The 13,030-nt window shown below is 68.7% G+C and carries 10 protein-coding genes; 4 read left to right on the forward strand and 6 right to left on the reverse strand.

The window, feature by feature from the left end:
- Positions 1-42: 42 nt before the first annotated feature.
- A complete protein-coding gene (locus ABGB10_RS01225; protein WP_347658935.1) occupies positions 43-6,042 on the reverse strand; it encodes a DUF4011 domain-containing protein in 6,000 nt (1,999 codons plus the stop codon).
- On the opposite strand from ABGB10_RS01225, the gene ABGB10_RS01230 reads away from it, so the two are divergent.
- Positions 6,041-6,475 carry a hypothetical protein gene (locus ABGB10_RS01230; protein WP_347658936.1) on the forward strand — a complete coding sequence of 145 codons (435 nt, stop codon included), beginning with the start codon at positions 6,041-6,043 and terminating at the stop codon, positions 6,473-6,475. The two genes, ABGB10_RS01225 and ABGB10_RS01230, sit on opposite strands and share 2 nt — an antisense overlap.
- A gap of 111 nt (positions 6,476-6,586) precedes the next feature.
- Here the strand turns inward: ABGB10_RS01230 and ABGB10_RS01235 are convergent, their stop codons facing one another.
- Both ABGB10_RS01235 and ABGB10_RS01240 read right to left on the reverse strand, forming a co-directional pair.
- The gene (locus ABGB10_RS01235; protein WP_347658937.1) at positions 6,587-7,312 is read right to left on the reverse strand and encodes a CBS domain-containing protein; all 726 of its coding nucleotides are present in this window, start codon (positions 7,310-7,312) and stop codon (positions 6,587-6,589) included.
- Positions 7,313-7,394: 82 nt separating this feature from the next.
- On the reverse strand, positions 7,395-8,297 hold the full coding sequence (locus ABGB10_RS01240; protein ID WP_347659229.1) for a phospholipase D-like domain-containing protein: 903 nt from the start codon (positions 8,295-8,297) through the stop codon (positions 7,395-7,397).
- A gap of 60 nt (positions 8,298-8,357) precedes the next feature.
- Here ABGB10_RS01240 and ABGB10_RS01245 point away from each other — a divergent pair, with 60 nt between their 5' ends.
- The 3 genes from ABGB10_RS01245 to ABGB10_RS01255 all read left to right on the forward strand — a co-directional run bounded on the left by ABGB10_RS01245 (position 8,358) and on the right by ABGB10_RS01255 (position 11,239).
- A complete protein-coding gene (locus ABGB10_RS01245) occupies positions 8,358-8,618 on the forward strand; it encodes a Scr1 family TA system antitoxin-like transcriptional regulator (RefSeq protein WP_347659230.1) in 261 nt (86 codons plus the stop codon).
- A 32-nt stretch (positions 8,619-8,650) separates the two neighbouring features.
- A complete protein-coding gene (locus tag ABGB10_RS01250) occupies positions 8,651-9,082 on the forward strand; it encodes a hypothetical protein (RefSeq protein WP_347658938.1) in 432 nt (143 codons plus the stop codon).
- A gap of 111 nt (positions 9,083-9,193) precedes the next feature.
- On the forward strand, positions 9,194-11,239 hold the full coding sequence (locus tag ABGB10_RS01255) for a DUF262 domain-containing protein (protein WP_347658939.1): 2,046 nt from the start codon (positions 9,194-9,196) through the stop codon (positions 11,237-11,239).
- Positions 11,240-11,516: 277 nt separating this feature from the next.
- On the opposite strand, the gene ABGB10_RS01260 is transcribed toward ABGB10_RS01255, so the two are convergent.
- From ABGB10_RS01260 to ABGB10_RS01270, 3 genes are all read right to left on the reverse strand, one after another.
- Complete coding sequence (locus ABGB10_RS01260) at positions 11,517-11,987, reverse strand: hypothetical protein (RefSeq protein WP_347658940.1); 471 nt, start codon at positions 11,985-11,987, stop codon at positions 11,517-11,519.
- Complete coding sequence (locus tag ABGB10_RS01265; RefSeq protein WP_347658941.1) at positions 11,988-12,473, reverse strand: hypothetical protein; 486 nt, start codon at positions 12,471-12,473, stop codon at positions 11,988-11,990. It lies immediately after the preceding gene.
- Positions 12,474-12,537: 64 nt separating this feature from the next.
- Positions 12,538-13,026, reverse strand: coding sequence for a hypothetical protein (locus ABGB10_RS01270; RefSeq protein ID WP_347658942.1), 489 nt, complete (start codon positions 13,024-13,026; stop codon positions 12,538-12,540).
- Positions 13,027-13,030: the final 4 nt, after the last annotated feature.

A 13,030-nucleotide genomic window follows, 5' to 3' on the forward strand; every position in this document is an offset into this window, starting at 1 on the left:
GCAAGCGCCGCGATCCCACCGCGACGACATGGAGATCGACCGTCAGCCGCGGGTGAGTCGGCCCTCCGAGTCGAAGCGAAGGCGACCGCTGGTCACGGCGACGTGCAGCCCGTACCGGAGCAGCTTGTCGATCTTCTCGGTGCGCCGGCGGTAGCCGAGCCGCTCCAGGCCGGCGCGCAGCAGCCGCTCCTCCTCCATGCTCGACATGCCCTGCAGCACGTGCACGAAGGCGTTGGCTACCTCCTCGGGTGGCACCTCCTCGAACGCCCGGTCGTTGCTCGCCTGGGTGACCCGGTACGCCCGGTACGTCTGCGGGTCGACGCCATCGGGCCACGCGTACCGGCCCAGGGTCGGGTGGGTGTACAGGCGGCGGGGGTCCACGAGCGCGAGCACGGCGGTACGCCGGTCCTCACGGGTGCGGAGGAAGCCGAACCGCGCGAGGGCGAGGCGTGCGAGCCGGTGCTGTTCCACAGGTCCCTCGACGTCGATGATCTCGCGGAGCGCGTTTCGCATCAGGCCGCGTATCCGCTGGTCGGTTGCCAGAAGGTCGAGGTCGGCCTGGTCTCCGAGCGAGGTCGGGACGTACGGAACGAACGGGCTTGCCGTGATGGTGTCCGCTGTTGCTGCCGCCGTGACCGGCGCCGGCGGCGCGGTGGTCGCGGCGACGAGTGCGGTGACGGGGGCCGACGACGCGCCCGGGAAGGGTTCTTCCTCCACCGCGAGGCGCAGCTGTGGCAGATCGGCGGCCGGTGTCGAGCGCGGCGGCTCCACGTCCGTCACGGCGCGCGGCTGCGGCAGCTCCACGGCCACCTGCGGCGCTGCGACAGTCGACGGCTCGGGCTCCGGCTCGGAGGTGGCGGGTGCCTCGGCACGTGTGATCGCGTCGTCGACCCGGTCGAGCATGGCCGACCGGTCGTGGATCCAAGCCGGCAGCCAGAACCGCACGACCTCCGGCCAACCCATGATCGAGCAGAGGAGCGCGGGTGCCGAGTCCCGGTCGGCAACCGTCGGGCGAGCGCTCCAGTCCGGGCCGTCGAGCATGACGGCCACCTGCCACCGCGGTGAGCCTTCTCTGCGTACGGCGATGTCCACGGTGAAGTCGGACAGGCCGTGCGAGGTCCGGACCTCGTGGCCGCGGTCGCGCAGCGCCGCAGCCACCTCGTCCCGGATCCGGCTACGCCGCTCGGTGCGGTCGGTGGCCAGGTCACCGAGGCGGTCCGCCCCCGCGGCGGCCATCTCGCAGTACGCCCGAAGGTGCTGCGTGCCCAGCGCGGAGGTACGGGCGAGGTCGATGTCGGTCGGATCGAACGACGAGTAGAGGACGACCTGGCGGCGGGCGCGGGTGATGGCCACGTTGAGCCGCCGCTCCCCGCCGGCCTGGCTGAGCGGGCCGAAGTTGAGAGGGAGCTGGCCGGTCTCCAGGTTGGTGGAGAAGGCCAGCGAGAACAGGACGACGTCCCGCTCGTCGCCCTGCACGTTCTCCAGGTTCTTGACGAAGATCGGCTCCGCGACCGCACCGGAGAGGTGCTCACGGATGATCGGATCGGCGCTCTCCTCCAGCAGGTTGAGGATGAGGTCGCGCTGCTGGATGTTGAAGGTGACCACGCCGACGGAGTGGGTGGCGGTCGCCGGGTCGTGCAACCGCCGGGTGATGTCGGCGAGGATCGCCCGTGCCTCGACCTCGTTGGTCCGGGATCCACCCCGGTCGTACTGGCCGTCGGCTCGTCGCCAACTGATGCCCGCCGAGCTGGCGGCGCCGGGCGACGGGAGGCTGGAGAGCTTGTTGTCGTAGTAGTAGCGGTTGGAGAAGGCGATGAGGGACTCGTCGTGACTGCGGTAGTGCCAGGACAGCCACCGCTGCGGCAACCCCGACTCCACGGCCTCGCTGAGAATGCTCTCCAGGTCCTCCGGCACCGGGCCGTTGCCGTCGTCGACCTCGTCGACGCTGTGGCTGGCCTGCATGATGCTGCTCGGCGGCATCTGCCGGGAGTCGCCGACCACCACCACGGCGCTGCCCCGACCCATCGCGCCGATCGCCTCCGCCACCCGGATCTGGGAAGCCTCGTCGAAGATGACCAGGTCGAAGCGTTGGCTCCCCGGCGCCAGGAAGTTCGCCGCCGACGCCGGGCTGACCAGCACGCACGGGGTCAACGCCAGCACCGCGTCCGGGTACTGCTCGAACAGTTCCCGGAAGGACCGCCCGCCCCGCTTGCGGCGGAGCTCCGCGGCGAAGTCGGCGAAGCGGCCACGCCTGTCGGTCGGGCTGAAGGGGCGGCGACGAACCAGCACCGACGGCAACTGCGTCGGCAGCGCGGACCGTAGCTCACCGGCGGCGGCCTCGAACTGGTTGATCTCGTCGTCGTGCAACTCGCTGTCGAAGTACTGCAGGCCACCGGCGCGTAGCCGCTCGGCGAGCGACGCGGTGGCGACTCCCCGCCCGTAGGCCTCCTCGGCGACCTGCGCGGACACCTCGGCGCGCAGCAGTTGGTCCCGGTAGTCGGTGAGGCCGGCCGAGGCCAGCACGTCGGCATGGGTGAGGACGGTCGCCCATCGGCGCAGCGGGAACAGCTCCTCGGCCCGCAGCTCCTGCAGCCAGACCGCGCCGTCGCGCTGCCAGGCGTCGACCCAGTGCGAACCGGCGGCCCACCGGGTCAGCTCCGGCCCGCTGGAGCGCAGCACCCCGCGCCACGCCCGCCAGCGCGAGGCGAACCGGTCGAGCAGGGCCGCGCCGACATCGGTGAACCCGCTCTGGAACAGCTCCCAGGCCTGCGGGTGCTGACTCAGCAGAGCCCGACCGACACGGGTCGCCTCGATGGCCTCCGTCAGCCGCTCCTGCGCGTTCGGGTCCGTGGGCAGCCACTGCGACAGCCGCAGCCCACCGAGCCGCAGCAGGTGTTGGTGGAGCGCGGCGGCCTGCGCCTGGGCGGCGACCAGCCGGCCGGTGAGCACCTCCATCTGCTCCACGTCGAGCGTGGCACCGGCGACCACATGCACGGCCAACCGGTCCGCGATGGCCTGGCGGCGCTTGCGCTTGCCGAACAGCCGCTTCGCCACCTCCTGGGCCTCGGCGTGCCAGGCGGCCAGCTCCGGTCGGGCGAACACGTCCGGCCGGAAGGTCGCCAGCTCACCGGCAAAGCCCTGCCGGAACGCCGCCAGGTCCGCCTGGAGCCGGGCCATCGCCTCGTCCCAGCGTCGATCGCTCGCGTGCAGGGTGGTCGCCCGGTCCGGCAGCAGTCCGCGTACGGCGAGCCAGGCGCCCGCCTGCAACTCGCTGACGGTCTCCGGGGCGGGCAGCGTCCGCAGCACCTCTACCAGGCGCGGGTGGGCGGCGAGGTCGGCACGGAGACCTTCCAGCTCACCGGCGATCTCGGTGACTGCGGCACCGTGCAATCCGTCGAGGGTGCGGCAGCCGCTGAGCGACCACGGGTGCGCGGCCCGGAGTCGGGCCGATCGGGCGGCCGCCGGGAACTCCCGCAGGGTCGTCTCGACCTGTACGCGTGCCTCGGCCGGTGCGTGCAGATAGCTCACCGGGATCGGGGCGACCGGGCCGTCCCCGTACGCCAGGGTCTGCTCGTAGGCCGACCAGAGCGACATCCCGACGGGGTTTGTGGTGTGCACCTGGGCCGGGTACTCGGTCAGCGGGGCGAGCCGCGTCCGGTACGCCGTCTCGACAGCCGTCCAGGTGCCGTCGCCGCCCTGGTCGTACTGGTCGAGGGCGTCACGCAGCTGCTGGCGGATCGCGTTGAGGGACTGCTTGCGCCCGTGCAGGTCCAGGGCGAACGGTCCGAGGCCGATCTGCTTGAGGCGGCGCTTCACCACCTCCAGCGCGGCCTGCTTCTCGGCGACGAAGAGCACCGATCGCCCGGTGCTGACCGCCCGGGCGATCATGTTGGTGATGGTCTGGGACTTACCGGTGCCGGGCGGGCCCTCCAGGACGAAGGAGTGGCCGCGCTCGGCCCGCACGATGGCCTGCATCTGCGAGCCGTCGGCGGGGATCGGCAGGTGCAGGTCCGCCTCGTCGACCATGACCTCGGCGTCGTCGGGACGGGCCGGGTCGTCGAACGTCGCACCGGAGGACTCGACCAGGTGCCGGACGACCGGGTTCTCCATGAACCGGGGCCAGTGGTCGGTGAGGTCCCGCCACATCTGGAAGGTGGAGAACTGCAGCAGTCGAAGGCTGGCGGTCTCGTCGATGCGGTAGTTGAGCCGGTTGTCGAGCAGCCCCGTGTTGATCGCGGCCAGAGTCTTGGCGATGTCGATGCCGTGCTCGTCGAGGACCGGCCGTTCCAACTCCGGGATCCGCACGCTGTGCTTGACCCGCAACCACTCGATCAGGCAGTGGTTCGGGCTGGCGGCCTCGGCGCCGTCGATGACCATCGCGTACGGGCGGCGGCCAGTGCCACCCTCGATGCGTACCGGTAGGAGGAACAGCGGCGCGTACGCCTCTCCCCCGGTCGTCTTGGTGTGCACCAGGGTGCCGATGGTCAGGTAGAGGTAGTTGCTTCCGGTCTCCTGCTCCATCGTGCGCGCCTCGCGCTGCAGCGCCCGCATCGCCGTCTTGTAACGGGCTTCGGTGACCGCCCCGTAGACCCGGCGGTCGGTGCGCAGCTCCCGGGTCAGGATCTCGGCGTCGAGGTCCTGCGCCCGACGTGCCCCGGCCAGCTCGTGCACGTGGCTGATGTCGTCCTGCGGGATGACCTGCACCTGACGGCCGTCGTGGATGAGATCGTCCAGCAGGGCCAGCGCACCCGCCGGCACGTGCAGGTCCAGGCCACGGCCACGCTTGGGCAGGTTGAGCAGCGGGTTGCGCAGGCTCAGGTCGAGCAGCGACTTCTTCCACTGCTGGACCCGCGCCGGTAACCCGTCGGACTGCTGCGCCACCTCGTCACCGTCGTCGGCGAGCTGACGCAGCTTCGCCGCGGCGACACCGGCCGGAAGGTCGAGGGACGCTGTTATCTTCGGCGTCGCCTCGGCGTCGACCGCGGCTGGCGCGATCAGTTCGTCGGGCGACGGCAGCGGCTGAATGCCGGAGCGGTGGGCCAGGTGCACGTCGACGACGCCCTGCATGCGCTCGCCGTCGCCGCGGAAGTGGCCGAGCCCGACACGTACCCCCTCGGTGAAGGTCGCCGACTGCGCACCCGGCCCGATGCGGGTCAGCTCCACCGGCACGGCCCGGCCGGAGTCCACCATCGAGATCAGCAGGTTGGTCTCGGTTACCGCGGCCGAGCCCAGCCGCTCCTCCTCCAGCAAAAAGCCGCCGAAGGCATGCCCCGCGCTGACGAAGATGAGCGGGTGCAGCCCCGCCGCCTCCAGGCATGCGGCGTACGTGACGGACAGGTCGAGGCAGTTGCCCAGCCGCCCGTCCAGCACCGCCGCAGTGGTGCGCACCTTCTGACCGGTGTTCTCGAAGGACGCCGGCAGGGTCTGGTAGGTGATCTCCAGTTGGCGCAACGCCTCGTACACCGCGCCGGCGATCAGCGCCGCCCGCTCCGAACCCTCCTGGTAGCCCTGCAGCGAGCCCGAGCCGGTCCGCGCGAGCAGGAGCTGCGCGGCTGCCCGCAGGACCGCTTCCACCGCCCGGGTGTTCGGCTGCACGAAGGCGGCCAGGCTGTCGTACAGGGCAGGGCTGTTGAACCACTCGTTGTGCGCCAACACCCGTGACGGGGCGACCAACCGCAGGGTCTGCTCCCCCGCCTGCACCCGGAGGGTGTAGTCGACCGGGAACGCCTCGTCGGTGCGGTACAGCAGCGTGCGATCGGGCGTGAAGTCGCGGAAGTCGTCCCAGCTCGTGCTGGCTCCGGGCCGCAACGGCGCAGCGAGGGTACGCGTCCACGGCTCGGTCAGCGCGCCGTCCGGGCCTCGCAGTTCCAGCGTCACCGTCACGTCGGTCAGCGGCACCGCGCCCCGGTTGACGACGGTGAGGTGACGGACCAACGGCACCCGGTTGTGCACCAGGGCGGCGTTGATCGCCGGCTGCACGAGCAACCCGACTTCGACCTGGTCGTCGTCGGCGGTGAACTGCGCGAAGACGCTATCGGACATGGGGGTTTCTCCAGGTGGGGAGACCAGGGAGGGCCAGCCTAGCGTCCGGGCGCTCGCCGCCGCGCGGACGTGGGGCGAGGCCCGCCAGGTCCGGATGATCCACCTGTGGAACCCGGCCGGCGCCGAATACCACGACCCGGAGGACGGGTACGCCGACGACAAGCCCTTCACCATCACCGAAGTGGGTGCGGTCGCGGACGGAGACTGGCCGCAGATGGTCACCGGGCGGGCGTTCACGGTGCTGCCGCAGGACCTGCAGGATCGGTACGGCAAGCGCCAGGTCACCGTGCACAACGGCGACTACCTCGAGATCGGGGTCGCCGGTGAGGGCGAACTGGTGGCCGAGCTGCGCCAACGCGGCTACGAGGTGACCCGCGACGACGAGCTGATCAATCTGCTCGGCGGCTTCAACCTGGGCTCGCAGGCCAGCTGACCGGCTCCTCGACCCGGCGGCGGCGTCGCTGGCTCGGGATTCACCTCCGAGTCCGAGACGCCGCCGTTTGGCCGGGCCCAGAATGCCGCTGCCGTCCCTGCCCGGTGCGGCTCAGGTGAAGGCGAGCGCCTTGCTCAAGACCGGCAGGTCGAATGGAACCACCAGGCGCAACGGCTTGTCGGTCCGCATCCCGTTCTGAGTGATGATGAGCGCCGTATTCAGTTGCCCGGCAAGCCGGCTTCGGCTGAGCCGGTCGATCGCCTCCACCACGGTGATCGCCCTGGAGACCAGAGTGGCACCCTCCCCTGGCTCGGCGAAACCAAGCACCTGCCGGACCGGCTCCTCCTCGGCAATTCCCGTGTTCCTGAGCAGCTGATCGGCGAGCCACCGCGCGATGGCGTTGGTGGTCAGCACGCCCACGTAGCCGTCGTCGTACACCGGCAACTGGGAGTACCCGAAGGCACGGACGTGCTCCAGCGCGGTGCTGATCGGGTCGTCCGGATGCACCGCGCAAACATCGCCGGATTTGAGGACGGTCAGCGCCAACGGCGGTTCGATGATCTGCTGTCGGAGGTGCTCGATCTCCTGCACGACGGTCTCGACCGGGTCGGCGATCGGCCGGCCGCCGTAGTAGGTGCCGTGGCTGATCGCGTTCCGCAGCGAGGCAAACGCGACCAGGGCATTCTTCTGCTGGTAAGACAGTGGCCTCCGCTGCCCATAGTCCCGTATCAGTTGGGCGAACCCGACCGCCACATCCGCTCGCAAAGTAGACCGGAAGTGCTTCTCAATGTCATTGAAGGCGGCGAGAAATCGCGCGCCTGCCGTCGTGATCGTCACCGGCGGGAGCCTGCCACACCACAGGCCAACACCGGGACCGCCGGCGGGTGCTGTTCACCGGCTCACACGGCGACGGCGTTCATCATGACCGCGCCGCGAGCTCCGGAAGCTGGAACAACTCACGAAGCGCTTCACGCTGCGACGAATCCATCCGCGCCCAATCCCCCTCGCGCAGCTTCGCGGGGGTGCTGTCGAGGGCGGCCGCCACCTCGCCCAGTGTTCGACGAACGCATTCCCGGTCGGTGCGGTAGAAGCCCATGACCGCTCCCCCACGCTGGCGGCGATCGAGGAACCTGACCAGCTGAACGCTGCGCGGGCGGATGAGCAACACCATGTCAGGCTGCACAAGCGAACTCGCGTCCGTCGCGGACTCGCTGATGGCGATCGTGCCGTACCGGCCCCTACCCCCGGCAACCCGGTGCATCCGATAACCCGCCTGCGCCAGCGCGGTCTCCTCGTCAGTCCACTCGACGCTCACCTCGGGGCCAACCCAGAGGTCGTACGGCTCGTTTGGCTCGAACGGCGGATCCGGGTTCCACAGCACCGGACCACCAGCGGTGCGGACCGGTACCGTCGCCGCCCAATCGAGCCAAGCTTCGTCGATCTCGATTGCGTTGGCGGCCATCTCGTCAATGAACTCGCGAGCACTGACGACGACTGCAGCTTCGGTGCTCTGGATCGCCGCCTCGACCGTACGGTCCGTGTGGGCACGCAGCGACAGGTTGGCCGAGCCCACGAAGGCGGTCCGACCGATGACGAAGACCTTCGCGTGCAGGGTCTCATGGGCATAGAGCAGGACGCCCTGTTCATACCAGTTCCGCAGCAGCCGAGCGGAGGTAGCGCCGCTGGCGATTGCGTTCCTGCTGCCATTGACGACGATCAGGTCGCCTGCTTTCACCGGCAGCAGGTCGGTTGCCCCGTCACCCGCGTAGGCGACGGCAGCTTTGACCTTCCTGCCCTCGGCCTTCTGACAGATCGTGTGCATCACCTGACTCGCTATGAATGGCACACCGCATCATGGCGCGTCTATTCGACCGTGTCCATCATGGTTCGTCGCCGGCTTCGCTCCCCTCATCGGCGCAAGCGGCGGGAGCAGTGGCCGTCGGGGAGGAGGCATCGGTTCGGGCTGTACGTCGGCCTGGAATCCGCCGCCGCCCACCTCCACCGTTATGACGAGTCGCTCATTCCTGGGCTCCTGCAGACCAAGGAGTACGCCCGCGCGCTCTACCGCCTCGGCGGGATGCTGAGCGAGGAGGAACGCGATCGTGCCCTTGCAGTCCGATGCGCGGGACCAAACGGCGGGTGACTCGCCGACCATTCTCACGCGAGACTCGTGCAGTGACTCATCCCGACCCCTATCAACAGTGGCAACCGGCGCAGACCGCACATCTACCGGTCCCCGTTGCTCAGCAGCATCACGCTCCGGTCCCGACGCAGTCGGTGTACGTCGGGGCCCAGGCGGTGCTCGTACCGCAGAAGTCTGCCGGTGCTGCCGTCGCCCTCGAGCTGGTCCTGGGACTCTTCGGCATCTTCGGCGTGGGCAACCTGTATGCCGGTCGAACGTCTATCGGTGTGGTCCTGATGCTGTCCTTCTGGGGGCTCTTCTGGATCAACTTCTTCCTCTTGTTCGTTTTCGTCGGCATCGTGACGATGCCCCTGACCTGGATCGCCTACCTGGTCCTGGGCTCCCTACTCGCAGCCCGCGGCGTCGAGCGACACAACGCCAGCGTTGTCGCCGGCACCCACGCCGCGATCATGCGCTCGTACTGAAGCCGCGCTCCGAGCCGATCCATACGGCCCGCGGCACCGACCTCCACATGGGAAGGTGCTCGGTCACCCGTCAACTCTCCGCGCCTACCCATGACGGACCAGGGAGGTCACGTGCCGTTTCAGGCACCCATCACGATTGCCGCCGCGCTTGAGCGAATGGCGCGACACGACTACGTCCTCCCCGCCATTCAACGGGAGTTCGTCTGGGGGCCCGACCGGATCTGCAAGCTCTTCGACAGCCTGATGCGTGGGTATCCCATCGGCTCGTTCCTGTTCTGGAAAGTCAACGGGGACAAGGTCAAGTCCTACACCTTCTACGACTTCGTGCGGACCTATCACGCAAGGAACTCGCCGCACTGCCCCACTCTCGACGTCGAACGTGGCACAGACGTGACCGCCATCCTCGACGGCCAGCAGCGGCTGACGGCACTCAACATCGGCCTCCGTGGCTCGTACGCCGAGAGGCTGCCGAGGATGAGGGTGAACAACCCCCTCGCCTACCCGACGAAGCGGCTCTACATCAACCTGCTGGCCCGAGGCGACGACGACGAACTGGAGCTTGCCTACCACTTCCGCTTCCTGACCCCCGATGAGGCCAAGGCCCGCAGCGAGGCCATCTTCTGGTTTCCGGTATCGGAGATCCGGAGCGTCAGCGAGGGCGATCAGGTCTTCGATATCACCGCTCGCCACGAGCTGCCCAACGCCGCCGGACGGGTGCTCTTCAAGCTCTACGAAGTCGTTAAACGCCAGACGCTGATCAACTACTTCGAGGAGGAGGACCAGAGTCTGGAGAAGGTGCTCAACATCTTCATCCGGGTCAACAGCGGAGCCGTCCCCCTCTCCTTCAGTGACCTGCTGCTGAGCATCGCCACGTCCCAGTGGCGGGAGCGGGACGCGCGGGAGGAGATACACGCGCTCGTTGATGAACTCAACCGCACGGGCCAGGGCTTCAACATCGACAAGAACAGCGTCTTGAAGAGCGGCTTGGTCCTGCTGGGCAGGAGCGACATTCGGTTCAGGGTCGACAACTTCGATCGCCACACGATGCTCGCCATGGAAGAGGGCTGGGACGACATCGAGCGAGCGCTACGACTCGCCGCCCAACTACTCAACGATTTCGGCTTCTCCTCCGCCACCCTGCCCGCCAACAGCGTGATCATCCCGATTGCCCACTATGCACACCTCCGCCGGCTCGACGCCGGCTACCTGCGCCGAGCGGCCGACGCCCAGGACCGAGCGGAGATGCGCCTGTGGCTGCTCCGGGCCGTGATCAAGGGTGGTGTCTGGGGCAGCGGGCTCGACACGCTGCTCGGAGGGCTCCGAGCCGTGCTGGACGCGGAAGCCCGCACCGGCTTCCCCCGTGAATCCCTCGAACGGGAGATGTCCCGCCAGAGCAAGTCGCTCCGCTTCGACCCAGTCGAGATCGACGATCTGCTCGACCTGAAGTACGGAGCGACGAAGACCTTCGCACTGCTGGCACTGCTCTATCCAGGCATCGACGTACGCAACGCGTTCCACGTCGACCACGTATACCCACGGAGCAGGTTCACTGCAGCCCGACTACGCGCTGCAGGGATCGCCGACCAGGACATCCCCGCCTACCTGGATCGGGAAGACCGGCTGGCCAACCTCCAACTCCTGGAAGGTGCGGAGAATGTCGACAAGCGGGCTGCCCTGCCCTGGGAGTGGGTCCAAAGGGCCTACCCCGATCCCGCCGCTCAGTCCGGTTACCTGCACCGCAACGACCTCGGCGAGCTACCGCCGCTGACCGACTTCTTGCAGTTCTACGATCGGCGACGAGCGCTGATGCGTGAGCGCCTCCTTGAGCTTCTCCGGGTGGATCCGTCCGTCGCCACCGAGACGCGAGTGCAGGGGGAAGACACGCGCGACGCCTCGACGGAGGAAGCGCCTCACATTCGCCGGCTCCAACGCCGCGACATCGGCGCCCACATCATCTCGGCCTTCACCTCACTCGCACCGAGCGTGTTCCTAACGATCAACCAGATTAGGAGCCACCGCAGCGAGGAGTACGGCGACGAGTTCCCGTCGGCGGGGGCGATCTCGGCCCGACTCTTTCCTCCGACCGGAAGATGCACCGTGTCCGGTGTCGAGCCAGGCGTCAACGAGCGCGGCGTGCGGGGTGCCAGAAAGGCATAAGCCGGGAGCGGTCAGCGCGCTGTACACATCTAATCGTCACTTAGCCGGTCGAGGTGATCCAGCAGTGCCTCCACGTCAGCGGCAGCGGCTGAGTGCGGGGCACCGATCTCCGGGGCGGTTCGCGGCCGGACGACGTCCACCCTCGTGGGTGCGGCGGCGTACCGGGCGGCAGGAGGCCGAACGGGTACCGGTAGGGCGTGGTCGGGTCGATTGGCCGGTCACCGTGACCGTCACGCCAAAGTCGTCGACCATGTCGTTGTCGACCGCGCAAAGTCGGTTACCAGTCACGGGCCCAGTCTGGTGGCGGTACGACGGCGAGTTGCGGCTCACCGCTGATCGGCTCGAGGGCGTGGATCACCCGCAGGTCCCCGTCGGCGGCAGCGTCCTCGTCGGTGATGACCCGGCCACTACTGCCGTCGGTGCTGACCAGCAACCACCGGTCGGGGTGGATGCTGCCGTCGTCGACCAGCGCCCGCACCCCGAAGGTTCGGGCGAGAGTGACCGCCAACTCTTGCTCCCCCTGCCCGGTGGCGTCGGCGAGCTCAGTGTCCCCGGTCAGGATCCATCCGAATCCCTCATCCTCGTCGGGGGGATTGAGCATGGCGACCGGCCGCGGGTCATCGACCGCTCGGTCCTCGACCCGCCCGACGTAGACCGCGCCCGGTGAGATGCCGTAGTCCTCGCTCAAGAATCGGCGTAGCGCATCGGTGGGCAGTTCCTTCTCGAAGTGGATCTGATAGCGCAACACTTACCCCCGGTAGCTCTTGTGGTGGCGGAAGACATCCAGCGCCCGCTCCTGCGCGGCCTCGGTCAGGAACGGATTGCGGGCCATCGCGGCCTTCGCTTTGTCGATGTCGCCGCCAGCGGCAATGTACTCCTTCAGCGCGCCGTACTCGGCGCGGTTCAACTGCGCCAGACCGGGACCCGCCTCAGGAAAGACCGTGCCGCTCGGCTCAACCGCGTAGGTGCGGCCGTTGACCTGATAGCGCTGCCGATCTGGGTCCCAGACGGCCCGGCCTGTGCTGATGTCGTCCAGGTCCTTGGCGACGTCCGTACCGGGCAGGACGACAGTGTTGACCTCCTTCGAGGGGTTCTTCGGCCGGATGCTGTCGAGATTGTGCCGGGGATGCGGTGGCTTGAGAGGGATCTTGCCGGCGGGCCCGGGGATGGCTCTTCGGGCCGCATCGGTGGCGTCACCGGCGGCCTTCGGCCCGACCTCCCTGGCTTCGCGCATCGACGCTGACGCCGCCTTGGCGATGATGCCGGAGGCGGCCTCGCTTCCCGCCTTCCGACCACGCCTACCCAAGGACGATCTCCAGCGCCTGCCCGATCAGAAAGTCGATGGCGATGTCGATCAGCTTCTTGAAGATGGGGATCTCCAGCAACGAGGCGCCCAGGGTCGGCCCAGCCGTGGCGATGGCCTGAACGATCGCGATGGCCAGCAGAGTCAACTGGACGATGACGTTGATCTTCAGAGCGAGCACCGCCATGGCACACACCAACAGCGCGGCTCCGACTGCGCGTGCTCCGGTGCCGATCCCGTGCAGCACCTCCGGCGCCGAGTCGGTGTGAGCCCACTGGGCACGGAAGGCCTCCAGCGCCTCCCCGTGGTTGTCGCTGAGCATCGCGGCGGCCTGACCTGCGGCGGCCGAGACGGTGTCGACCTCCGCCCCGAAGGCGATCCACGCCTGGCCCAGCTCGAAGAGCCGTTCCTCGTCGCTCTCCGGCCAGATGTAGCCGAGTTCGTTCAGCAGGCCGGACAGCTCCCCCGGAATCTGGATGCCCATCGTG

This window comes from Micromonospora sp. B9E7, from assembly GCF_039871815.1.
In the GTDB taxonomy this organism is placed as follows: domain Bacteria; phylum Actinomycetota; class Actinomycetes; order Mycobacteriales; family Micromonosporaceae; genus Micromonospora.

What these genes read in the sequence shown, in the direction of transcription:
- ABGB10_RS01270 (WP_347658942.1), bottom strand. Translation starts at nt 13,026, where the DNA reads ATGGGCATCCAGATTCCGGGGGAGCTGTCCGGCCTGCTGAACGAACTC.
- ABGB10_RS01230 (WP_347658936.1), top strand. Translation starts at nt 6,041, where the DNA reads ATGGGGGTTTCTCCAGGTGGGGAGACCAGGGAGGGCCAGCCTAGCGTC.
- ABGB10_RS01240 (WP_347659229.1), bottom strand. Translation starts at nt 8,297, where the DNA reads ATGCACACGATCTGTCAGAAGGCCGAGGGCAGGAAGGTCAAAGCTGCC.
- ABGB10_RS01225 (WP_347658935.1), bottom strand. Translation starts at nt 6,042, where the DNA reads ATGTCCGATAGCGTCTTCGCGCAGTTCACCGCCGACGACGACCAGGTC.
- ABGB10_RS01265 (WP_347658941.1), bottom strand. Translation starts at nt 12,473, where the DNA reads ATGCGCGAAGCCAGGGAGGTCGGGCCGAAGGCCGCCGGTGACGCCACC.
- ABGB10_RS01245 (WP_347659230.1), top strand. Translation starts at nt 8,358, where the DNA reads ATGGTTCGTCGCCGGCTTCGCTCCCCTCATCGGCGCAAGCGGCGGGAG.